Here is a 21,884-nt window from a genome sequence, read left to right as displayed (position 1 = left end):
CGCATGAGCCTGGTGTTCCGCGAAGCCGTTTCCCTCGAGAAGCTCAACACGCTCAGCCGCAACACCGCGATCGAGTCGCTGGGCATCGTCTTCAGCGCGGCCGGCGACGATTGGCTGCAGGCCACCATGCCGGTGGACGAGCGCACCCGCCAGCCCTACGGCATCCTGCATGGCGGCGCGTCGGTGGTGCTGGCCGAGACCCTGGGCAGCAGCGCCGGCAACCTGTGCGTGGATACGGCCAAACAGATCTGCGTAGGGCTGGAGATCAACGCCAACCATGTACGCGCCGTTCGCTCGGGCACCGTGACCGGCACCGCACGTGCACTGCACGTCGGCCGCAGCACCCAGCTGTGGGAGATCCGCATCGAGGACGAGCAGGGCCGCCTGGTGTGCATCTCGCGGCTGACCCTGGCGGTGGTGGCGGCCGGCCACGGCTGAGCCCCGGACGGCCGGTGACGGCAGCGGAACCCAGCGTTCCCCGCCGATTGCCCCGGTCGATGAGTGTTATGGCCTAAATCGGCTGGCAGCGATGACGGCCCTCCGGTATCGTGCGCGGATGACTTCCCCCACTCCGGCCCCCCGCGGCGGCGTGGCGCGTGTGTGCCGTTACCTGTACCGCGTACCGCTGCTGTTGGTCCACATCGTTGTGTTCCTGCCGCTCATCCTGATCGGCATGCTTCGGCCGTGGGGCGAACTGCGCGTGGGCGAGGCGACCCTGGGGGCCAAAGTGGTCAACTGGTGGCAGGGCGGGCTGATGTGGATCTTCGGCTTCCGCCTGGTGCAGATCGGTACGCCGTTGCCCGGCGCCGTGCTGTTCGTCGCCAACCACGTCAGCTGGGTCGACATCTGCATCCTGCACAGCCAGCGCATGATGGGCTTCGTCGCCAAGCGCGAGATCGCCAGCTGGCCGTTGGTCGGTTGGCTGGCCGCGCGTGGCCAGACCATCTTCCACCAGCGCGGCAACACCGAATCGCTCGGTGGCGTGATGCAGGTGATGGCCGATCGCCTGCGCGAAGGCAAGGCGGTGGGCGTGTTCCCGGAAGGGCGCACCCGCGGCGGCCACGAAGTAGGCCCGTTCCATGCCCGCATCTTCCAGGCCGCGGTTGAAACCGGCGTGCCGGTGCAGCCGGTGGCACTGGTGTACGGGCTCAAGGGCGATGCGCAGACCATTGTCGCGTTCGGCCCCGGTGAGAGTTTCTTCGCCAATTTCCTGCGCCTGCTCGGTGAGCCGGCGCGGCGTGCAGAAGTGCACTTCCTGGCACCGATCGGTGCGCAGGACCTGGAAGGCCGTCGGCGCATCGCGGAGACGTCGCGCGCGCGCATCGTGGCGGCCATGAGCTCCGAGTGAGGGTGCGGTGGCCCTGATCCCGCCACCCGTCCTGGACGCCGGCACGCCGACGCTGCACGCGGCTGACTACCAGCCCCCGCGCTGGCTGCGCAATCCGCATCTGCAGTCGATGCTCAGCTCCAGCCGCATGCGCCTGCAGCGCGGCCTGCTGCTGCTGGCCGCGACCGGTGCGATCAGCGAAGAACTGATCCTCGACGGCGGTGATGGCGTGCGCCTGCAGGGCTGGCACAGCCACATCGAAGGCCGCGAACCCAAGGGCATGGCCCTGCTGCTGCACGGCTGGGAAGGCAGCGCCGAATCCAGCTACATGCGCATGGCGGCCGCGCGCATGCTCGAACAGGGCTTCGACGTGGTGCGGCTGAATTTCCGCGACCACGGCAATACCCATCATCTCAACCCCGGCATCTTCCACTCCAACCTGATCGACGAAGTGGTGCATGCCGCGGGCGATATCGCCCAGCGCTGGCCGCAGTTGCCGCTGGTGGCCGCCGGTTACTCGCTGGGCGGCAATTTCGTGCTGCGCCTGGCCCAGCGCGCGCCAGCGGCCGGCGTGCCGCTGCTGCGCGTGGCCTCGGTATGCCCGGTGCTGGACCCGGCGCTGACCATGGAGAGCATCGAGAACGGCCCGGCAATGTACGACTGGTACTTCCGCCGCAAGTGGGCCGGTTCGCTGCGGCGCAAGCGCGACCTGTTCCCCGAACTGAGCGACTGCGACGACCGCGTCCTGAAACTGGACATCCGCGCGCTGACTGCCTGGCTGGTCGAGCGCCACACCAGTTTCGGTTCGTTGCAGGCCTATTTCGATGGCTACTCGATTGCCGGCGATCGGCTGTCCACGTTGCAGGTGCCGGCCGACATCCTGATGGCGCAGGACGACCCGGTGATCCCCTACGCGACCTTCAGCGACTGGCAGCTGCCGCACCAGGCGCATCTGGAAACCGCCAGCTGGGGCGGACACTGTGGCTTCCTGGAAAACTGGCGCGGTGACGGCTTCTCCGAGCGCTGGGTGGCGCAGCGCCTGCAGCGCGTGCTGCAAGGCTGAACCGGCACGGGCGCGCAGGCCGCTACAATGCGGGTTTGCCCTTGAACCGGACCGCCATGCAAGACCAGATCATCCAAGCGTTGCGCCAGAACGAGGCCGACCAGGCCGTGCAGCTGGCCCAGGCGTGGACCCGTGATGAACCCGGCCAGGCCGAGGCCCACCGCTGGCTGGCGCTTGCGCTGCAGCAGCAGGGCAAGGCCGAGGACGCGATGGAGGCCCTGCAGCAGGCGCTGCAGCTGGCCCCGGACAACGCCCAGCTGCACCTGCAGCACGCTGGCCTGCTGCTGGCCCTGCGCCAGTTCGACGGCGCCGGCGAAGCACTGACGCGCACCACCGGGCTGGACCCGAACGCGTTCGCCGCGTACCTGATGCAGGCCCACCTGGCGATCGGTCGCAACGATTTCGATGAAGCGCAGCGCCTGTCCACGCTGGCCTCGCGTGTCGAACCGGACCACCCGGAGCTGCTGACCATCGATGGCATGATCGCGCTGCGCCGCGATGATGCCGATCGCGCGCTGACGCTGCTGTCGGCCGCCAACCAGGCCCTGCCCAACGACATCCGCGTGCTTTACGCACTGGGCTTCGCCTACCTGGGCAAGAACATGCTGGCCTTCGCCGAGCAGGCGTTCCGCCGCGTGCTGGAACTGAACCCGACCATCGCCTCGTTGCATGGCCTGGTGGTGCAGCTGGCCATGCGCCAGGGCAACCTGGAAGCTGCGGCAGAGGCGATGCAGATCGCGCTGCAGCAGGAAGGCCTGGATACGCCTTCGATGCGCCGCCTGGCCGGCGAACTGGCACTGCGCAGCGGCCAGCCGCTGCAGGCGCTGGAGCACCTGCTGCCGTTGCTGGAATCGCTGCCTGATGACCGCGACGTGCTGCAGCTGCTGCTGATGTCCTGGCAGCGCCTGGGTCGCGAAGACGAGGCCCGCGCACGCCTGGATGCCGCCCTGGAGCAGCACCCGCAGCTGCACGACCTGTGGCTGGCACGCCTGGCGGTGGAGGAGGTCGGCAGTGCCACCGCCGCCGCCACGGTCGAGCGCTGGATGGACGCGATGCCGGGCCACCTGCCGGCGCTGGAAGCGCGCCTGCGGCTGCACGACATGGTGGGCGAACACGCGCAGGCCGAAGCGATCGCCGAGCGTATCGTCAGCCTTGAACCGGGCCGCGTCAGTGGCGAAACCCGCCTGGTCGAAGGCCTGCTGCAGCGCGATCCGGCCGCTGCCGTCGCCCGCGTGCAGGCGCTGATCGGCATGGCGCCGGAAGGCCACCGTGCCGACCTGCGCACCTGGCTGGGCGAGATCCAGGATCGCGCCGGGCAGCACGAAGACGCGCTGCAGACCTGGCTGGCCCTGCAGGCCGACCAGGCCCCGCAGCGCCTGCCGCTGCCGCCGCAGGCCAAGGCACCGCCGAGCTGGCCGGACAAGGGCGAGATCGACGGTGATGCCACTTCCGCGCCGATCTTCCTGTGGGGTGCGCCCGGGTCGGGCGTGGAGCGCGTGGCGACCGGCCTGGCTGCGGCCAGCCCGGTGCTGCGCAGCGACCGCTATACCTCCAACGCACCCGACGACGCGTTCCAGAACTACCACACGCTGCAGGACCTCGCTTCGGGCGTGTTGACGCCGGAGCGGCTGGTGCAGCGCTGGCGCGAACAGCTGCCGTCGCGCGGCGTGCAGGACGACGCGATCATCGACTGGCTGCTGTGGTGGGACAACGCGCTGCTGTGGGCGCTGCGCCCGCAGTTGCCGCAGGGCCGCCTGCTGGTGGTGCTACGCGATCCGCGCGACATGCTGCTGGACTGGGTGGCCTACGGTGCGGCCGCGCCGCTGGCGATGACCTCGCTGGCCGAAGCCAGCGAATGGCTGGCGCGCGCGTTGGCCCAGGTCGCCGCCCTGCACGAGGACGATCTGTACCCGCAGGTGCTGCTGCGCATCGACCAGATCGGCAACGATCCGCAGGCGATGGCCGAACTGCTGGGCCGACTGTTCGAGCGGCCGATGCCGCCGGCCGCGCAGCTGGGCGCGCCGCGCTTCCCGCCGGGCCACTGGCGCAACTACCGCGACGCGATGAGCGCCGCCTTCGCCAAGCTCACCCCGATCGCGGTGCGCCTGGGTTACCCGGAAGAGTGAGGACACGCCGATGCAACTGAGCAGCCACAGCCTGACCAACGGTGCACCGATCGACCGCGAATTCGCCGCAGGCGATGCCGCGGGCTTCGCACCGGACCGCAATCCGCACCTGGCCTGGAGCGATGTGCCGGAGGGCACCCGTTCGTTCCTGCTGGTATGCGTCGATCCGGACGTGCCGACCGTGCCGGAGACGGTCGGCCGCACCGACATGAGCGTGCCACGCGACCAGCCGCGCTGTGATTTCGTGCACTGGGTGATGGCCGATATTCCGGCTTCGGTGCGCGAGATTGCCGCAGGCAGCTGCAGCGACGGCTTCGTGGTGAAGGGCAAGACCACGCCGGCCGGGCCGGCCGGCAGCCGCCAGGGCCTGAACGACTTCACCGACTGGTTTGCCGGCAACCCGGACATGGCCGGTGACTACCTGGGCTACGACGGCCCCTATCCGCCGTTCAATGACGAGCGCATGCACCGCTACTTCTTCCGCGTGTTCGCGCTGGACGTGGCATCGCTGCAGCTGCCGGCACGTTTCACCGCCGCCGACGCGTACCGGGCCATGCACGGCCACGTGCTGGCCGAAGCGGCACTGCACGGTACCTACACCTTGAACCCCGCATTGGCCTGAGCGGGCAATGTGCTTCTGTAGAGCCGAGCCCATGCTCGGCTGCTGTCTATCGGGAAAAGCAGCCGAGCATGGGCTCGGCTCTACAACGCACAATGAAGAAGGGCGGCCTTTCGGCCGCCCTTCTGTCGTTTTACTTCTTCTCGATGGCCGACTCGACCACCATGTCCAGCACATACGCCTGCGACGGCGCATCGGCCGGCGGGTTCTTCACTTCGTAGCGCTTCACGCGCACCACGTTGCGCACGCCGTCTTCGTGGGTGTAGCCCTCGATGTTGCCGTAGAAGTTCTCGAACTTGCCCGGCTCACCCTGCTTCAGGCCCTTGTCGTCGAACTTCACTTCGCGCACCTGCAGGCACTGGTAGTCCGGGATCAGCGGGTGCGAGCACTTCTCGGTCTTCGCGGCCACTTCCAGGAACACGGTTTCGCCGGCGCCGCCATAGCGGGTTTCAGCGGTCGGTTCCGGGTTGAACACCAGCACGTCGCCCTTGGCGGTGGTCAGGGTCAGCTTGCCATCGGCATCCTGCTCGGCCTTCAGTTCGCCCTGCAGGCGGCTCGACACGGCTTCGTCCAGCGCCATCAGCGCCTTGTCGGTGCAGGCCATCATGGTCGAGGCCATCGCGCTGACGCTCAGCTTGCCAGCGTCGAAGGTGTAGCCGCCGCCCATGCGGTTGCAGGTATTGCTGACCGACAGGCGGCCCTCAGCGAAGTCCAGGGTGACCGGCTTGTCTTCGCGGGCGAACAGCGCGTCGATGCGCTTGCCGTCGGCGCCGGTGGCCTGCTGCAGCAGCCAGTGCTGGCTCTGCAGGCGCTGCGCATCCAGGTGCGCCAGCGTCTGCTGGTCCGCTGCCTTGGTCGCGGCCGGGGCCACGTCGTCGCCGCCATTGCCGGCCGGGGCCGGGGTCTGGCTGCAAGCGGCCATCAGGGCCAGCGGGAGGAGCAGGGTGAGCTTGCGGTTCATGGTGATTCTCCTTGGGGAACCGTGGGGGAAACGGGGTGGGGCCGGCCATGGGGTTACCGTGCCCCAGTGCTGTTCAGCTGCCGGAGGGCAACCACAGCAGCAGCGCCGCGCCCAGCGCGATGCGGTAGAGGGCGAAGGCGGTGAACCGGTGCGACTTGATGTAGCCCATCAGCCACTTCACTACGACGAAGCCGGTGACGGCCGCGGCAAGGAAGGCCACGCCCACCTCGGTCCAGTTCTCGCTGCCCAGCTGCCCGTCCCTGGCCAGTTCCAGGAAGGTGTAGGCGCTGGCGGCGAACATGGTGGGAATGCCGACCAGGAACACGAACTCGGCGGCAGCGGCGCGGCGGCTCAGGCCCAGCAGCATGGCCAGGAAGATCGCCGAGGCCGAGCGCGAGGTACCGGGGAACACGCCCGCCACCACCTGCGCCAGGCCGACGCCGATCGCCACGGTCCAGGTCACCTGGTCGCGGTCGGGCAGGCGCGCGGTGTAGGCCTCCACCAGCAGCATCCAGGCGCCACCGATGATCAGTGCCCAGGCCACCGGGCTGACCGTCTCCGGCAGCGACCAGCCGGCCTTGCGCACCACCAGGCCGACCACGGCGGTGACCAGGAAGGCGGCGCCCAGCTTGAACAGGTACTCACGGTTCCCGCGTTGGTTGAAGCCGGTGGCCAGCTGCAGCAGGCGCTGGCGGAACACCAGCACCACGGCCACGATCGCGCCAGCCTGGATGACGATGTTGAAGAAGTCCGAGCGGGCACCCAGCCAGTGCTGGGCGATGAGCAGGTGGCCGGTGCTGGAGATCGGCAGGAATTCGGTCAAGCCTTCGAGGATGCCCAGCAGCAGGGCGGAGAGCAGGTCGGACATGGACGGTGCGGGCACGCGCGGCGGAAGGAAGAAGGTCGAGAGGATAGACGATCCCTGCTGCACCAAACGGGTGCGTCTGATGGCGGGTGCACCGGTTTGGTGCGCACCGTTCTGCACCAGCGCGGGGCAGCCATATTGAAATCAACAACTTGCGGGTATCAAAAAGTTGGCACGGTCATTGCTGTACCTCAGCAGGCATTCATCCCCATCCGAGGTCGTACCGATGTCCGTGGAAAACGTTGAGAAGCTGATCAAGGACAACCAGATCGAGTTCGTCGATCTGCGTTTCGTGGACATGCGTGGCGTCGAGCAGCACGTCACCTTCCCGGTCAGCATCGTCGAACCGTCGCTGTTCGAAGAAGGCAAGATGTTCGACGGCAGCTCGATCGCCGGCTGGAAGGGCATCAACGAATCGGACATGGTGCTGCTGCCGGACCCGTCCAGCGCCTACGTCGACCCGTTCTACGCCGATCCGACCGTCGTGATCAGCTGCGACATCCTCGATCCGGCCACCATGCAGGCCTATGGCCGCTGCCCGCGCGGCATCGCCAAGCGTGCCGAGGCCTACCTGAAGTCCTCCGGCATCGCCGAAACCGCGTTCTTCGGCCCGGAGCCGGAATTCTTCATCTTCGACTCGGTCCGTTTCGCCAACGAAATGGGCAACACCTTCTTCAAGGTCGACTCGGAAGAAGCGGCGTGGAACAGCGGCGCCAAGTATGACGGCGCCAACAGCGGCTACCGTCCGGGCGTGAAGGGCGGCTACTTCCCCGTCCCGCCGACCGACACCCTGCACGACCTGCGCGCGGAAATGTGCAAGACCCTGGAGCAGGTCGGCATCGAAGTGGAGGTGCAGCACCACGAAGTGGCCACCGCCGGCCAGTGCGAGATCGGCACCAAGTTCAGCACTCTGGTGCAGAAGGCCGACGAGCTGCTGCGCATGAAGTACGTCATCAAGAACGTCGCGCACCGCAACGGCAAGACCGTCACCTTCATGCCCAAGCCGATCGTCGGCGACAACGGCAGCGGCATGCATGTGCACCAGTCGCTGTCCAAGGGCGGCACCAACCTGTTCTCCGGTGACGGCTACGGTGGCCTGAGCCAGCTGGCGCTGTGGTACATCGGCGGCATCTTCAAGCACGCCAAGGCCATCAATGCCTTCGCCAACTCGGGCACCAACAGCTACAAGCGCCTGGTGCCGGGCTTCGAGGCGCCGGTGATGCTGGCCTATTCGGCCCGCAACCGTTCGGCGTCGTGCCGCATTCCGTGGGTCTCCAACCCGAAGGCGCGCCGCATCGAAATGCGCTTCCCGGATCCGATCCAGTCCGGCTACCTGACCTTCACCGCGCTGATGATGGCCGGCCTGGACGGCATCAAGAACCAGATCGACCCGGGTGCACCGAGCGACAAGGACCTGTACGACCTGCCGCCGGAGGAAGAGAAGCTGATCCCGCAGGTCTGCTCCTCGCTGGACCAGGCGCTGGAAGCGCTGGACAAGGACCGCGAGTTCCTCAAGGCCGGCGGCGTGATGAGCGATGACTTCATCGACGGCTACATCGCGCTGAAGATGCAGGAAGTGACCAAGTTCCGCGCGGCCACCCACCCGCTGGAATACCAGCTGTACTACGCCAGCTGACCGGGCGCGATGGCGGTGGGTTCCCCCTCCCACCCGCCGCCATCGCCTCCGTTCTCGCGGCTGGGGAGCCGCGGTTGTAGGGGGTCAGATCCGTTTCGCGCCGCGAAAGGGCTCTGACTCCACCCAGGGGCAAGAGAGAGACCGGATACGCGACCAGGGCCGCCCTCCCTCCCGCGTCGGTCGTGCAAGGAGAGAGGCACGGCCGTCCCGGCCCTGTACGTGTCCGGTGCAACAGCCACGGTCATCACCCTGATGACCTGTGGTTGCCTGATGCCAACGCGCGCTGGCGCGCTGGCCCCATCCACCATCGGGACATGCGCATGAAACTGATCTCCGCCATCATCCGACCGTTCAAGCTCGACGAGGTCCGCGAGGCCCTGTCAGATGCAGGCGTGTCGGGCATCACCGTGACCGAAGTGAAAGGTTTCGGTCGCCAGAAGGGCCACACCGAGCTGTATCGCGGCGCCGAGTACGTCGTGGATTTCCTGCCCAAGATCAAGATCGAAACGGTGGTCACCGACGAGCGTGCCGACGCGGTGATCGAAGCGATCCAGTCGTCGGCAGGCACCGGCAAGATCGGTGACGGCAAGATCTTCGTCACCGCCGTTGAACAGGTCATCCGCATCCGCACCGGCGAAATCGGTGCCGACGCGCTGTAACCCCCTTCCGGAGATTTCCCCCATGAAGATGCGCCTCCTCACCGGGTGGCAAGCCCGGTTCCATGTCGTGTGGCTGTTGATGCTGCTCAGCGCGTTCGCCGCCGGTGCGTGGCCGGGCAGCGCCCATGCCCAGGCACAGGTGTCGCCGCTGCCGAGCGAAACCGTAGCGGTTGAACCGTTGCAGGCCCCGGTGGCCGCAGCACCTGCCGCTGCCGAAGCAGCGGCCCCGGCGTTCGACCACGGCGACGTCGCCTGGATGCTTACCTCCACGTTGCTGGTGCTGCTGATGGTGGTGCCGGGTCTGGCCCTGTTCTACGGCGGACTGGTGCGTTCGAAGAATGTGCTGTCGGTGCTCAGCCAGATCCTGGTGGTGTTCTCGCTGGTGCTGCTGCTGTGGGTGGCCTACGGCTACAGCGCGGTGTTCAGCGCGGGCAATCCATTCTTCGGTTCGTTCACCGAGTTCGCCTTCCTCAAGGGCTTCACCCCGGATTCGGTGGGCAACACGCCGATCAAGGGCCTGCCGGATTACCTGTTCGTCGCCTTCCAGTCGACCTTCGCTGGCATCACCACCGCGCTGATCGTCGGTGCCTTCGCCGAGCGCATCAAGTTCCGCGCGGTGCTGCTGTTCTCGGCACTGTGGTTCACCCTCAGCTACATCCCGATGGCACACATCGTCTGGGGCGGCGGCTACCTGGGTGAACTGGGCGCGATCGACTTCGCCGGTGGCACCGTGGTGCACATCAATGCGGGCGTGGCCGGCCTGGTCGGCGCGTGGTTCGTCGGCAAGCGCCTGGGCTACGGCCAGACCGCGCTGAAGCCGCACAACGTGCCGTTTACCTACATCGGCGCCATGCTGCTGTGGGTGGGCTGGTTCGGCTTCAATGCCGGTTCCGCCGCCGCCGCCGATACGGTGGCCTCGCTGGCCTTCCTCAACACCGTGCTGGCCACCGCTGCTGCCGTGCTTGGCTGGACCCTGGTGGAGGCGATCGGCAAGGGCAAGCCGTCGGCGCTGGGTGCGGCGTCGGGTGCGGTGGCCGGGCTGGTCGGCATCACCCCGGCCTGTGGCACCGTCGGGCCGCTTGGCGCGATCGTGATCGGCTTCGTCGCCGGCGTGGTCTGCGTGTGGGGCGTGACCGGTCTCAAGCGCCTGCTGAAGGTGGACGACACTGCCGACGTGTTCGGTGTGCATGGTGTCGGCGGCATCGTCGGCGCGATCCTCACCGGCGTTTTCAGTGCACAGTCGTTGGGCGGTACCAAGGCCGATCTGGATATCGCCCATCAGGTGTGGGTGCAGGTGGTCAGCGTCGGCTTGACCGTACTGTGGTCGGCGGTGGTGACCGCGGTCATCCTGCTGGTGGTCAAGCTCGTGGTCGGCCTGCGCGTGACCGAGGAAGCAGAGCGCACTGGCCTGGATGTGACTTCGCACGGCGAGTCTGCCTACGAGGCCTGAGGTAGCGGCGTACTGACGTGGTGGGTGCCGACCGTTGGTCGGCACCCTGGTATGCATCATCAAGCGCAATCACGCACAATCAGGCCATGCACCCGATCCGCACCACTGTGATGCTCTCGGCCTGCCTGCTGCTGGCCGCCTGCGCTTCCACGCCACGAGAGACGCGCAACCCGCTCGCCACCTGGGTGCCATCACCCAACCAGAACGCGCGCACGCCGGTCATCATCGTCATCCACCACACCGAGCAGAAATCGGTGCAGCAGAGCCTGCATACGTTGCGCACCGCCAACAGCGGTGGGCCGGTCAGTGCGCACTACCTGATCGGCGCCGATGGCCATCGTTACCAGCTGGTGGCCGATGAGCGCCGCGCCTGGCACGCTGGCGCCGGGCGCTGGGGCACCATCACCGATCTCAACTCGGCTTCGATCGGTATCGAGCTCGACAACGATGGCCGCAGCCCGTTCAGTGCAGCGCAGATCGAATCGCTGATCGTGCTGCTGCGCGATCTCACCACGCGCCTGAACATTCCGCCGCGCCAGGTGATCGGCCATGCCGATCTGGCGCCGACGCGCAAGCAGGATCCCAGCCGCTTCTTCCCATGGCAGCAGTTGGCCGAGGCCGGCTTCGGCGTGTGGCCGCGCGCGGCCGACGGCGCGGCACCGGAAGGCTTCGACGCGTGGAATGCGCTGGCCCGCTTCGGTTATCCGCTCGACAACCGCGACGCCACCGTCGCCGCCTTCCACCGCCGGTTCCGTGGCCGCGACGACCTGCCGAAGACGCTGGATGCCGAGGACGCCCGTATCCTGCATTCGTTGCTGCTACAGATGCCGTGACCCCGCGCATGAACGCTTGACCCCGCGCTGGGTTGCCGCCCAGCGGCCGGCACTCCACCATGGCGGCATGATCGATTCCGCTACCTTCTTCAAGCGCAAGCACTGGACCCTGTTGGCAGCGGCGGTGCTCGCCGGTTGCGCCACCACCGCTCCCCGCACGGGCTCCGAAGCGCCGACGCCGACCTCGCCGCCGGCGGCCACCTACGCCAAGGTCGACTGGAAAGCCCTGCCAGCGGTCTCGGACAGCGATTTGCAGGCCGGCTTCGTGGCTTGGCGCAGCAGTTGCGCCCGCCTGAAAAACGACGCTGCCTGGGCCAAACCCTGCGCCACTGCCGTCGCAGTATCAGACAAGGACCCGGCCGCGATCCGCCAGTTCCTGCAGCGCGACCTCGATGCCTACGCGCTGCGTGCCGGCGGCCACCAGGCCGACGGGCTGATTACCGGCTACTACGAGCCGATCTACCCCGGCAGCCTCACCCGCACCGACAAAGCGACGGTGCCGGTCTACGGCACGCCGGATGATCTGGTGGTGGTGCAACTGGACAGCCTCTACCCGGAACTGAAGGGCAAGCGCCTGCGCGGTCGCGTCGAAGGCAAGGTGCTCAAGCCCTATGACGACGCCGGCACCATCGCGGCCAAGGGCGCCAAGGCGCCGGTGCTGGCCTGGCTGACCGACCCGATGGACCTGCAGCTGCTGCAGATCCAGGGGTCTGGCCGCGTGCGCCTGGCCGATGGCAAGCAGGTGCGGCTGGCCTATGCGGAACAGAACGGCCACCCGTACCGCGCGATCGGTCGCTGGCTGGTGGACCAGGGCCAGCTGAAGAAGGAAGACGTCACCATGGACGCGATCCGCGCCTGGGCACGGGCCAACCCCGCGCGCGTACCGGAACTGCTGCGCAGTAACCCCAGCTACGTGTTCTTCGTGCGCACCCCGGACAGCCCGGAGGGGCCACGAGGTTCACTCAACGTGCCGCTCACCGCGGGCTACAGCGTGGCGGTGGATCGCACCGTGGTGCCACTGGGCAGCCTGCTGTGGCTGTCCACCACGCGCCCGGACGGCACCCCGGTGGTGCGCCCGGTGGCTGCGCAGGACACCGGCGGCGCCATCGCCGGCGAAGTGCGCGCCGACCTGTACTGGGGCAGCGGCGATGCCGCCGGCAAGCTGGCTGGCGACATGAAGCAGAAGGGCAACATCTGGATGCTGTGGCCGAAGGGCGTGCCCCTGCCCAACTGAACCGGCAAGGGTCGGATCCCTTCCAAAGGAAAGGGCTCTGACCCCGGATGCCTGATAATGGCGCCATTCCGTACTTTCCGGCCGCGCCTGCGGCCAGGGCTCCTGCAATGACCTACGCAAAGCACACCGCAAGATCCGGCGCGAAATCTGCCGCAAAGAAGTACTACAAGCACTGGGCCGAATCGGGCCTGGGCAAGGGCAACGTGCTGATGGAAGCGCGTGGCGAGAAGATCGTGCGGCAGGTGGAAATCTACGGGACCAAGATGGTCTGGGCCGACGAGCATGCCCACAGCGACGACCGCTTCCTGCTGGCCGACCAGCCAGTGTCGTTCCTGGATTTCGACGAGGACGACGAAATTTCCGCGCGTGAATTCGAAGCCGCCTGGAAGAAGGCACGGGAAGCCACCGGCTACCCGGTGTAGTCCCCCTCGCCACCCGTCTTTGTAGAGTCGAGCCACGCTCGACTGCCGTTTGCCAGCAGCAGTCGAGCGTGGCTCGACTCTACAACGGCTACATGTGAAATGTTATATAATTACATTTTATCGTAGCCGCCCCTTCCCATGAAGACTCCCACCCTGGTGGCCGCCCTCGCCGCCGCACCGTTTGCTCCTGAAGCCTTCGCACAGTCGGCCGACGCCGCGCTCACTCTCGGCAAGGTGCAGGTGCACCAGCACGGCGAAGGCCAGCTCAGTGCGCATCAGGTACTGACCTCGGTGGACGTCCTGGGTGCAGACCAGATCGAAAACCGCAACGTCTCGCACAGCTGGGAACTGCTCGGGCAGATGCCCGGCATCCAGCTCACCGAAACCCGGCAGGGCGCCGAATCGGGCAAGGTCAGCTTCCGCGCCTTCAACGGTGAGGGCTACCTCAATGCCATCAAGACGCTGATCGATGGCATCCCCAGCAACGTCAACAGCGGCAACCAGCGCTTCATCGACATGCTGTTCCCGCTGGACATCAGCTACATCGAAGTGGTGCGCGGTACCAACGACCCGCGCTACGGCCTCCACAACATCGGCGGCAACGTGAACTTCGGTACGCGCCAGGGTGGCAGCTACACCGATGCGCGCCTGGCCTACGGCAGCTATAACACCCGCGATGCGCAGCTGGCAGTCGGCCGTGAAGCCAATGGCTTCGCGCAGAACTATTTCGTCGGCACCCAGGCCAGCGACGGCTACCGCGACCACGACACCTCGAAGAAATATTCGCTGGGCGGCAAGTGGTTCTACGGCTCGCTGGACGACGGCCTGCGCGTGGGCCTGACCGCCCGTGCGTACCACCACGAAGCCGACGAACCCGGCTTCATGACCGCCGACGAGCTGCGCACGCACCGCCGTGGCAGCGACCTGCGCAACGGCAACGATGGTGATGACCGCGACATGCGCCAGCTTGCCGCGCACCTGGACATGAAACTGTCCGACGCACTCACCCTTGGCACGCGGCTGTACTACAACCGCTACGAAGACGACCGCCGCGTGACCTTCAGCAACCTGCCCACCGGCAACCTGCCGCGCCAGCGCCGCGTGTGGGACGAGCGGCAGCATGGCCTGCTCAGCACGCTCACCTGGCAGGCCAGCCCCACGCTCACCGTCGAAGGTGGCCTGAACTACGAGCAGCAGGACAACGGCTACCTCCGCGAGCGCTACGCCTACGCCGAACCCACTGATTTCAGCCAGCCGCCAGCGCGGGTGCAGAACAATGATCGCCACAGCTTCGACAACTGGGGCGCCTACGTGCAGGCCGTCTACCAGCCCGTCCAGGCCTGGAAGATCGTGCCGGCCTATCGTATCGATCGCTTCAGTGGCAGTACCCACCTGATGAACGGCGTCAACGGCCGCCTGCAGGACTACGGCAGCATCGGCCAGCCCAAGCTGAGCGTCATCCACAGCCTGGGCCAGACCACCCATGTCTACGCGAACTGGGGCCGCACCTTCCAGGTGCTGACCGGCTCCACCGCACCGGCCTACCTCACCCCGGGGCAGGCGCCCCTGCAGCCGTCCACCAACACCGGCATGGAGCTGGGCCTGAAATTCCAGCCGTTTGCCGGCAGCCAGGCACGCCTGGCGGTGTGGCAGCAGGACGCGGAAAACGAGGTGTCCAACATGCCGGCCACCGGCACCACGGTCACCCTGGGCAAGACCCGCCGGCGCGGGGTGGATGCGCAGTTGAGCCTGCAGCTGGGCGACGACTGGACGGTATGGGCGTCGCACGCCTACCAGGAAGCGAAGATCACCCGCGACGACCGCGATGCCAGCATTTCCCTGCAGGGCCGGGAAGTGGCCGCCACCCCGCGCCACATCAGCAACCTGGGCGTGGACTACCGCGCCACGGATGCGCTGCGGCTGGGCCTGCAGGCGCGTACACAGGGCGATTACTACCTGGAAGAGCGCAACGTGGCCGGCAAGTTCGGAGGCTTCGCCGTGCTCGACCTCAGCGCGGCCTACCAATTCACCCCGCGTTTCAGCGTGGACCTGCAGCTGAAGAACGTGACCGGCCGCGAGTACGCCTACGCCTGGTACGACAGCTTCTTCTGGGACAGCGCACGCCCGATGTTCTCGCCGGCCCCGGGCCGCAGCGTGTTCGTCGGCCTCAACATGAAGCTGTAACCGGCCACGCATGTGGTCGTGGTCGAGCTTGCTCGACCTGCGGCAGGGGTCAGAGCCCTTTCCAGGCGGAAAGGGATCCGACCCCGGACCCCGCAGCGCATGCGGTCAGATCCCTTTCCGCGAGGAAAGGCTCCGACCCCGAACCCCGCGTTTTGCACTACATTGGTGCAATGTCCGACCCCTCTCCCCCGCCGTCCCTCGATGCCCTGGGCACGCCGCTGGCCTGGGCCGGGGCCGATGGCCGCATCATCGGCTGCAATCCGGCCTTCGGGCGCTGGCTGGGCGTCAGCGGGCGCCGCCTGCTGGGCCAGCCATTGGCCGCACTGGAAGTGCAGGGTGAGGCACTGGCCCATTTCCTTGCCCGCGATGAGCGCGACAGCCTGCGCCTGAACCGGCTGGCGCTGGCGGTGCCCGGCGAAGCGCCGCGCTTCGCCGAGGGCTGGATGAGTCGCCGCGACGATGGTGGCTGGCTGCTGGAGGCGCATCCGGTCGATGAATTCCCCGGGCTGGACCCGACCCAGGCCCTGCCCAGCGCGCTCAGCGCGGCGCTGAAGGGCTTGGCCCACGAGCTGCGCAACCCGCTGGCCGGGTTGAAGGGTGCGGCCCAGCTGCTGGCCCGCCGCGCGGCCCAGCGCGAGGCCAGCGAACGCGAGCTGATCGAGCTGATCGGCTCGGAGATCGAGCGCCTCAACGGCCTGCTCGACCAGCTGCTGTCGCCGGCCCCGGCCGCACCGCACGCCGAACTGAACATCCATGCCGCGCTCGAGCGCGTGCTGCGCCTGGCCGAGAACGAGGCCGGCTGGGCGGTACGCCTGCAGCGTGACTACGACCCCAGCATTCCCGAATTCCATGGCGATGCCGACCGCCTCACCCAGGCGGTGTGGAACCTGGTGCGCAACGCGATCCAGGCCGGTGCCGGCGGCATCACCCTGCGCACCCGCGTGGAGCATGGCGTGCGCATCGCTGAGCAGCTGCACACGCTGGCGTTGCGCCTGGAGATCGCCGACGACGGCCGTGGCGTGCCGGAGGAACTGGCCGAACACCTGTTCCTGCCCTTGGTGAGTGGCCGCGCCGAAGGCACCGGGCTGGGCCTGGCGCTGGCCCAGCAGGTGGCGCGCGAGCATCGCGGCACGCTCACCTACCGCTCGCGCCCGGGCCATACCGTGTTCACCCTGCTGTTGCCGATCGGCAACGGCGCCGCCCCGGCCGAGGAGGCCCCGCGCGATGTCTGAGTTCCCCACCACCGCGCAGCGCATCTGGGTGGTCGATGACGATCGTGCCGTGCGCTTCGTGCTGTGCACCGCGCTGCGCGAGGCGGGCTACCAGGTTGTCGATTTCGACAGCGCTGAGGCTGCCCTGCAGGCCCTGGGCGAAGGCGCGCCGCCGGCGCTGCTGTTCACCGATGTGCGCATGCCCGGCGACGATGGCCTGGTGCTGCTGGACAAGCTCAAGGCCGCGTTGCCGCAGCTGCCGGTGGTCGTGATGTCGGCCTATACCGATGTGGCCAGCACGGCCGGTGCGTTCCGCGGCGGCGCGCATGAATTCCTGTCCAAGCCGTTCGACCTGGACGATGCGGTGGCATTGGCGCAGCGGGTACTGCCGGCGGTGGCGCCCGCGCTGGCCGCTCCCAGCCCCGCCACCGAAACGCCCAGCGACCAGCCGCCGCAACTGGTGGGTGATACGCCGCCGATGCGCGCGCTGTTCCGCGCCATTGGTCGCCTGGCGCAGGCACCGCTGGCGGTGCTGATTACCGGCGAGACCGGCACCGGCAAGGAGCTGGTGGCCAATGCGTTGCATCGCGAATCGCCGCGCGCGCAGGGTCCGTTCGTCGCGCTCAATACCGCTGCAATCCCATCCGAGCTGCTGGAAAGCGAGTTGTTCGGCCACGAGGCCGGTGCCTTCACCGGTGCGCAGCGCCGCCATATCGGCCGCTTCGAGCAGGCCAACGGTGGCACGCTGTTCCTTGACGAGATCGGCGACATGCCGCTGCCGTTGCAGACCCGGTTGCTGCGCGTGCTGGCGCAGGGCGAGTTCTTCCGCGTCGGTGGCCGCGAACTGATCCGTGTCGATGTGCGCGTGGTGGCCGCCACCCACCAGGACCTGGAAGGGCTGGTCGCGCAGGGGAAGTTCCGTGCCGACCTTCTGCATCGCCTGGACGTGGTGCGCCTGCAGCTGCCGCCGCTGCGCGAGCGCCGCGAGGACATCGCACAGCTGGCCAGCACCTTCCTGGCCGCCGCCGCACGCAGGCTGGACACGCCACCGAAGCGCCTCACCGCCGCGGCGCTGCAGGCGCTGCGCGAACACGACTGGCCCGGCAACGTGCGCGAACTGGAAAACGTGTGCTGGCGGATGGCCGCGCTGGCCGCCGCTGACACCATCGGCGTGGCCGACGTCGATACCGCGCTGAACCGTACGCGGGGCCGTCGCGGCAGCATCAGCGGTGCCGATCCAGGCCAGTGGGAAGTGCTGCTGGCCGAATGGGCGCGCCGCCAGCTGGCCGAAGGTGTGGAAGGGCTGCATGCGCAGGTGCGCGAGCGGGTCGACCACGCGCTGCTGGAAGCGGCGCTTCAGATTACCCATGGCCGCCGCGCCGAAGCCGCTGCCCGCCTGGGCCTGGGCCGCAATACCCTTACCCGCAAGCTGGGCGCCGGGCGCCGCCGCGGGGGCCATTGAACGGTCCCTGCACGCGATCCTCGCGCCCGCTTGCCGAACCGTTGATCGTTCATGGACGATGCAATGCTTAGTGTCACCTGCAAGGAGTCTTCGATGCGTCTGTCCTTTGCCATCCTGCCGTTGTCCGCCGCCGTGCTGCTGTCTGCCTGTGGCAGTGCGCCGAAGAAGGCCGAACCCACGCCGCCACCGCCGACCGTGGTCAGTGCTGCGAAGCAGGGCGAGGCCAATCTCGCGCCGGCCTCGGCCAGCATCGTCAGTGGCCGCATCGCACTGATGGTGGAGCCTGGTGGCATCCACATCACCGGCCTGGTCGGTGGCCTGCAGCCGATGCAGCAGGCGGGCTTCCACATCCATGAGCGCGGCGACTGCAGTGCAGTGGATGCCAGCAGTGCCGGCAATCACTTCAATCCCGGTGGTGCTGCGCATGGCCGCGCCGGTACCGGCAAGCACCACCTGGGCGACATGGACAATCTGCGTGCCGATGCCCAGGGCCGCGCCAACGTCGATATCCACCTCAAGGGGGTTACCCTTGGCGGAGGCGCCGCCACCGATATCGCCGGACGCGCACTGGTCGTGCATGCCAACGCCGACGACTATCGCAGCCAGCCCGCCGGCAATGCCGGCGTCCGCATCGCCTGTGGCGTGATCCGGGTGGTCCGCTGATCACTGCAGGCATCATCGAGGGAGAGATTCCAATGCGTCTGATCCACACTTCGCTGTTTGCGGCCATCGCCGCGCTGGGCCTGGCGGCCTGCAACCAGCAGCCCGCCGCGCCACAGACTGAAACCCCGCCGGCCGCGCCGGCCGACGGCGCCACCACCGAACCGGCTGCAACGCCGGCCCCGGCGGCTGCACCGCCTGCCGATGCTACGGCCAGCGCCGAGCTGGCACCGACCCAGGGCAACGAGACCAAGGGCAGCGTCACCTTCAAGGTGGTTGATGGCAAGGTCCACGTGACCGGCCAGATCACCGGCCTGAAGCCGGGCAGCGAGCACGGCTTCCACATCCACGAGAAGGGCGACTGCAGCGCGCCGGACGGCATGAGCGCCGGCGGTCACTTCAACCCGGGCAAGCAGGATCATGGCAACGTCGCCACCGATCCGCACCACGGCGGCGACATGCCCAACATCAAGGCCGACGACAAGGGCGTGGCCACCATCGACGGCCCGGTGTCGAGCAACGTCAACATCGGCAAGGGTGATGATTTCGACATCATCGGCCGCGGCCTGATCGTTCACGCCGATGCGGACGACTACAAGACCCAGCCGACCGGCAACGCCGGCGCGCGCCTGGCCTGTGCGGTGATCCAGAAGGCCCCGTAAGAAACAAAGAACGCCGGCGCAAGCCGGCGTTTTTCTTGCATCCCTTCCTGTAGAGCCGAGCCCGCGCCCGGCTGCTCTTCCGGCGGCCTGAGCCGAGCATGGGCTCGGCGCTACAGCAATACGCACGGCGGTCGCGCCCCGGCGAAACGCAATTGCACGGTAGCGCCGGGCCATGCCCGGCGGTGCGGATCCGCAGATCAGCGCGACAGCAGCTCGCGCGCGTCCTGCCCGGCCTCGCAGTGCACGAACAGTACCGGCACGCCATGTGCTTCCAGCACCGCAGCCATCTGTCGCTGGCGCATCAGGAACTGCTCGTAGATGCCCTTCAGGCGATCGCAGTCGTTCTTGCTGTGGCTGTAGTGCGCGCACCAACCGGCCGGGTCGAACAGCGCCATGCGTGCTTCGCCATGCGTATAGCGCAGCAGCGGCTCGGGCGCGGCATTGAGCCACTCGTCCTCGCCCGGCGCCATGATCGCGGTCTCGATCAGCGGCCACAGTGCGGCCAGGCCCTGGTTGTCGTACTGCATCGACATCATCGCGGCCAGGTCGTTCACAGTGAAATAGCGCGCGTGCTCGATGCGCGCACCGAAGGTGTTCTGCGCCATCAGCGCGGTGTCGGCATGCGCCATGCCGTTGGCCAGCAAGGTTTCTTCCAGCGCATCGGCGACCGCGTTGGTGGTGGCCACATCGCTGCCGGTCAGCAGGAACGGCACCACGCGCAGGCCACCGCCCACCAGCGTGGCATCGGCCTGGAACGGCAGTGGCACGTCACCCTCGGCATCGGTACCGAAGGCCAGCAGGCGCGGGCCCTGGTTGCGGCCCGGGGCACGCATCTGCAGCTCTTCCAGGCGGCGATGGATCGGCCAGCCCGGGCGCAGCACTTCGGCCGGGTCGAAATGCGCGGCGGCGAACACCAGGTCCAGCTCGGCGACCTGCGGCACCAGCTTGGCCAGGTCACGGCCGACGCGTTCGGCCAGTTCACCGGCCTGTTCGGCGCTGAGTACCGCCTGGCGGGGGATTTCACCGCCGGCCAGTTCCAGGGCCAGCACGCCAAGGGCATTCATCGCGGGGTCGGGTTTGCTCATGGTTCCACGGTTGGCCCATCACAGGGCGGCAGCTACACTTGGCTCCATTATGCCTGCTCCGCCGTGCAGGCCATGTTGCAGACACCCTCATCCATGCCAGGTATCTCCATGCCCAACGCTCGTCCCGTCGCCATCCTCGGTGGCGTCCGCATTCCGTTCTGCCGCCAGAACACCGCGTATTCGGATGTTGGCAACCTCGGCATGTCGGTCCGTACGCTGGGCGCGCTGGTCGAACGGTTCGGCCTGCACGGCCAGCAGCTGGGTGAAGTGGCGATGGGTGCGGTGATCAAGCACTCCAGCGACTGGAACCTGGGCCGTGAAGCCACGCTGTCGTCCGGCCTGTCGCCGCTGACCCCGGGCATCACCCTGCAGCGCGCCTGTGGCACCTCGCTGGACAGCATCATCACTGTCGCCAACAAGATCGCGCTGGGCCAGATTGAATCGGGCATCGGCGGTGGTTCGGACACCACCTCCGACGTGCCGATCGTCTACGGCAAGAAACTGCGTGCGCGCCTGCTGGCGGCCAACCGCGCCAAGAGCACCGGCGACAAGATCCGTGCGCTCACCTCCGGTTTCAAGTTCTCCGAGCTCAAGCCCGAGTTCCCGGGCGTGGCCGAGCCGCGCACCGGCAAGAGCATGGGCGACCACTGCGAGGACATGGCGAAGGAGTGGAACATCTCGCGCGACTCGCAGGATGAGTGGGCGGTGTCGTCGCACAAGAAGCTGGCTGCCGCCTACGAGCGTGGCTTTTTCAACGACCTGATCGCACCGTTCCGTGGCGTCGAGCGCGACAACATCCTGCGCCCAGATACCTCGCTGGAAAAGCTGGCGACGCTGAAGCCGGCGTTCGACAAGGTTTCCGGGCGTGGTACGCTCACCGCCGCCAATTCCACCCCGTTGACCGACGGTGCCGCTGCGGTACTGCTGGCCAGCGAAGAGTGGGCACGCGCGCATGGCCATGAGCCGCAGGCCTACCTGCGTGATGCGCATGTCTCTGCGGTGGACTTCGTGCATGGCGAGGGCCTGCTGATGGCACCGACCGTGGCCGTGCCGGAGATGCTCAAGCGCAACGGCCTGACCCTGCAGGACTTCGACATCTACGAGATCCACGAAGCCTTCGCCGCGCAGGTGCTGTGCACCCTGCGTGCGTGGGAGAGCGAGGATTACTGCCGCAACCGCCTGGGCCTGGACGCGCCGCTGGGCCGCATCGACCCGGACAAGATCAACCTGCTGGGCTCGTCGCTGGCCACCGGCCACCCGTTCGCCGCTACCGGCGCACGCGTGATCGCCACGGCAGCCAAGCAGCTGGCCGAACGCGGCGGTGGCCGCGCACTGGTGTCGATCTGCACCGCCGGCGGCATGGGCGTGGTGGCGATCGTCGAACGCTGATCGCTGCGACCGAGCGCCAACCAAGGTTGGCGACTA

Annotated in this window: 20 protein-coding genes; 17 read left to right on the top strand and 3 right to left on the bottom strand. The window is 67.8% G+C overall.

Going from position 1 to position 21,884, the window contains the following annotated elements; genetic code table 11:
• Positions 1-3: 3 nt before the first annotated feature.
• The 5 genes from AB839_RS11020 to AB839_RS11000 all read left to right on the top strand — a co-directional run bounded on the left by AB839_RS11020 (position 4) and on the right by AB839_RS11000 (position 5,138).
• The gene (locus AB839_RS11020; protein WP_061479385.1) at positions 4-438 is read left to right on the top strand and encodes a hotdog fold thioesterase; all 435 of its coding nucleotides are present in this window, start codon (positions 4-6) and stop codon (positions 436-438) included.
• A 118-nt stretch (positions 439-556) separates the two neighbouring features.
• Positions 557-1,348 carry a lysophospholipid acyltransferase family protein gene (locus AB839_RS11015; protein ID WP_061479384.1) on the top strand — a complete coding sequence of 264 codons (792 nt, stop codon included), beginning with the start codon at positions 557-559 and terminating at the stop codon, positions 1,346-1,348.
• Between the two features lie 52 nt (positions 1,349-1,400).
• A complete protein-coding gene (locus tag AB839_RS11010) occupies positions 1,401-2,390 on the top strand; it encodes an alpha/beta fold hydrolase (RefSeq protein WP_061479400.1) in 990 nt (329 codons plus the stop codon).
• Positions 2,391-2,446: 56 nt separating this feature from the next.
• Complete coding sequence (locus tag AB839_RS11005; protein ID WP_061479383.1) at positions 2,447-4,516, top strand: tetratricopeptide repeat protein; 2,070 nt, start codon at positions 2,447-2,449, stop codon at positions 4,514-4,516.
• Between the two features lie 10 nt (positions 4,517-4,526).
• Positions 4,527-5,138: a YbhB/YbcL family Raf kinase inhibitor-like protein gene (locus AB839_RS11000; RefSeq protein ID WP_061479382.1), complete on the top strand. Its 612-nt coding sequence runs from the start codon at positions 4,527-4,529 to the stop codon at positions 5,136-5,138.
• A 130-nt stretch (positions 5,139-5,268) separates the two neighbouring features.
• Here the strand turns inward: AB839_RS11000 and AB839_RS10995 are convergent, their stop codons facing one another.
• Positions 5,269-6,096: an META and DUF4377 domain-containing protein gene (locus AB839_RS10995; protein ID WP_061479381.1), complete on the bottom strand. Its 828-nt coding sequence runs from the start codon at positions 6,094-6,096 to the stop codon at positions 5,269-5,271.
• 73 nt (positions 6,097-6,169) lie between these two features.
• Positions 6,170-6,964 carry an undecaprenyl-diphosphate phosphatase gene (locus AB839_RS10990; protein ID WP_061479399.1) on the bottom strand — a complete coding sequence of 265 codons (795 nt, stop codon included), beginning with the start codon at positions 6,962-6,964 and terminating at the stop codon, positions 6,170-6,172.
• A 223-nt stretch (positions 6,965-7,187) separates the two neighbouring features.
• Between AB839_RS10990 and glnA the strand changes: the two genes are divergently transcribed.
• From glnA to AB839_RS10935, 11 genes are all read left to right on the top strand, one after another.
• The gene (gene glnA / locus AB839_RS10985; protein WP_061479380.1) at positions 7,188-8,597 is read left to right on the top strand and encodes a type I glutamate--ammonia ligase; all 1,410 of its coding nucleotides are present in this window, start codon (positions 7,188-7,190) and stop codon (positions 8,595-8,597) included.
• A gap of 320 nt (positions 8,598-8,917) precedes the next feature.
• Positions 8,918-9,256 carry a P-II family nitrogen regulator gene (locus AB839_RS10980; protein ID WP_004134334.1) on the top strand — a complete coding sequence of 113 codons (339 nt, stop codon included), beginning with the start codon at positions 8,918-8,920 and terminating at the stop codon, positions 9,254-9,256.
• Between the two features lie 22 nt (positions 9,257-9,278).
• Positions 9,279-10,706: an ammonium transporter gene (amt, locus tag AB839_RS10975; RefSeq protein ID WP_061479379.1), complete on the top strand. Its 1,428-nt coding sequence runs from the start codon at positions 9,279-9,281 to the stop codon at positions 10,704-10,706.
• Between the two features lie 86 nt (positions 10,707-10,792).
• Positions 10,793-11,539: an N-acetylmuramoyl-L-alanine amidase gene (locus AB839_RS10970; RefSeq protein ID WP_061479378.1), complete on the top strand. Its 747-nt coding sequence runs from the start codon at positions 10,793-10,795 to the stop codon at positions 11,537-11,539.
• A 67-nt stretch (positions 11,540-11,606) separates the two neighbouring features.
• On the top strand, positions 11,607-12,773 hold the full coding sequence (locus tag AB839_RS10965; RefSeq protein WP_061479398.1) for an MltA domain-containing protein: 1,167 nt from the start codon (positions 11,607-11,609) through the stop codon (positions 12,771-12,773).
• A gap of 107 nt (positions 12,774-12,880) precedes the next feature.
• Entirely contained in the window at positions 12,881-13,195 is a 315-nt protein-coding gene (locus tag AB839_RS10960; protein ID WP_061479377.1) for a hypothetical protein, read from the top strand.
• 138 nt (positions 13,196-13,333) lie between these two features.
• A complete protein-coding gene (locus AB839_RS10955; protein WP_061479376.1) occupies positions 13,334-15,379 on the top strand; it encodes a TonB-dependent receptor in 2,046 nt (681 codons plus the stop codon).
• 170 nt (positions 15,380-15,549) lie between these two features.
• A complete protein-coding gene (locus AB839_RS10950; RefSeq protein ID WP_061479397.1) occupies positions 15,550-16,611 on the top strand; it encodes an ATP-binding protein in 1,062 nt (353 codons plus the stop codon).
• Positions 16,604-18,052: a nitrogen regulation protein NR(I) gene (gene ntrC / locus AB839_RS10945; protein WP_061479375.1), complete on the top strand. Its 1,449-nt coding sequence runs from the start codon at positions 16,604-16,606 to the stop codon at positions 18,050-18,052. Before AB839_RS10950 ends, ntrC begins: the two co-directional genes overlap by 8 nt.
• A gap of 93 nt (positions 18,053-18,145) precedes the next feature.
• On the top strand, positions 18,146-18,715 hold the full coding sequence (locus tag AB839_RS10940; protein ID WP_049439225.1) for a superoxide dismutase family protein: 570 nt from the start codon (positions 18,146-18,148) through the stop codon (positions 18,713-18,715).
• A 32-nt stretch (positions 18,716-18,747) separates the two neighbouring features.
• On the top strand, positions 18,748-19,374 hold the full coding sequence (locus AB839_RS10935; RefSeq protein WP_061479374.1) for a superoxide dismutase family protein: 627 nt from the start codon (positions 18,748-18,750) through the stop codon (positions 19,372-19,374).
• A gap of 197 nt (positions 19,375-19,571) precedes the next feature.
• Here AB839_RS10935 and AB839_RS10930 read toward each other — a convergent pair whose 3' ends face one another.
• Entirely contained in the window at positions 19,572-20,459 is an 888-nt protein-coding gene (locus tag AB839_RS10930; RefSeq protein WP_061479373.1) for a hypothetical protein, read from the bottom strand.
• 93 nt (positions 20,460-20,552) lie between these two features.
• Between AB839_RS10930 and AB839_RS10925 the strand changes: the two genes are divergently transcribed.
• Positions 20,553-21,848, top strand: a complete 1,296-nt coding sequence (locus tag AB839_RS10925; RefSeq protein ID WP_152985301.1) for an acetyl-CoA C-acetyltransferase — start codon at positions 20,553-20,555, stop codon at positions 21,846-21,848.
• The last annotated feature ends 36 nt before the right edge of the window (positions 21,849-21,884 follow it).

The organism is Stenotrophomonas sp. DDT-1 (genome assembly GCF_001580555.1).
In the GTDB taxonomy this organism is placed as follows: Bacteria; Pseudomonadota; Gammaproteobacteria; order Xanthomonadales; family Xanthomonadaceae; genus Stenotrophomonas; species Stenotrophomonas sepilia.
This window is presented reverse-complemented; position numbering and strand designations above follow the sequence as displayed.

Bases quoted from the DNA above. Each gene is read 5' to 3' on its own strand.
- AB839_RS11020 (WP_061479385.1), top strand. From the start codon at position 4: ATGAGCCTGGTGTTCCGCGAAGCCGTTTCCCTCGAGAAGCTCAACACG.
- AB839_RS11015 (WP_061479384.1), top strand. From the start codon at position 557: ATGACTTCCCCCACTCCGGCCCCCCGCGGCGGCGTGGCGCGTGTGTGC.
- AB839_RS11005 (WP_061479383.1), top strand. From the start codon at position 2,447: ATGCAAGACCAGATCATCCAAGCGTTGCGCCAGAACGAGGCCGACCAG.
- AB839_RS11000 (WP_061479382.1), top strand. From the start codon at position 4,527: ATGCAACTGAGCAGCCACAGCCTGACCAACGGTGCACCGATCGACCGC.
- AB839_RS10995 (WP_061479381.1), bottom strand. From the start codon at position 6,096: ATGAACCGCAAGCTCACCCTGCTCCTCCCGCTGGCCCTGATGGCCGCT.
- AB839_RS10990 (WP_061479399.1), bottom strand. From the start codon at position 6,964: ATGTCCGACCTGCTCTCCGCCCTGCTGCTGGGCATCCTCGAAGGCTTG.
- glnA (WP_061479380.1), top strand. From the start codon at position 7,188: ATGTCCGTGGAAAACGTTGAGAAGCTGATCAAGGACAACCAGATCGAG.
- AB839_RS10980 (WP_004134334.1), top strand. From the start codon at position 8,918: ATGAAACTGATCTCCGCCATCATCCGACCGTTCAAGCTCGACGAGGTC.
- amt (WP_061479379.1), top strand. From the start codon at position 9,279: ATGAAGATGCGCCTCCTCACCGGGTGGCAAGCCCGGTTCCATGTCGTG.
- AB839_RS10970 (WP_061479378.1), top strand. From the start codon at position 10,793: ATGCACCCGATCCGCACCACTGTGATGCTCTCGGCCTGCCTGCTGCTG.
- AB839_RS10965 (WP_061479398.1), top strand. From the start codon at position 11,607: ATGATCGATTCCGCTACCTTCTTCAAGCGCAAGCACTGGACCCTGTTG.
- AB839_RS10960 (WP_061479377.1), top strand. From the start codon at position 12,881: ATGACCTACGCAAAGCACACCGCAAGATCCGGCGCGAAATCTGCCGCA.
- AB839_RS10955 (WP_061479376.1), top strand. From the start codon at position 13,334: ATGAAGACTCCCACCCTGGTGGCCGCCCTCGCCGCCGCACCGTTTGCT.
- AB839_RS10950 (WP_061479397.1), top strand. From the start codon at position 15,550: ATGTCCGACCCCTCTCCCCCGCCGTCCCTCGATGCCCTGGGCACGCCG.
- ntrC (WP_061479375.1), top strand. From the start codon at position 16,604: ATGTCTGAGTTCCCCACCACCGCGCAGCGCATCTGGGTGGTCGATGAC.
- AB839_RS10940 (WP_049439225.1), top strand. From the start codon at position 18,146: ATGCGTCTGTCCTTTGCCATCCTGCCGTTGTCCGCCGCCGTGCTGCTG.
- AB839_RS10935 (WP_061479374.1), top strand. From the start codon at position 18,748: ATGCGTCTGATCCACACTTCGCTGTTTGCGGCCATCGCCGCGCTGGGC.
- AB839_RS10930 (WP_061479373.1), bottom strand. From the start codon at position 20,459: ATGAGCAAACCCGACCCCGCGATGAATGCCCTTGGCGTGCTGGCCCTG.
- AB839_RS10925 (WP_152985301.1), top strand. From the start codon at position 20,553: ATGCCAGGTATCTCCATGCCCAACGCTCGTCCCGTCGCCATCCTCGGT.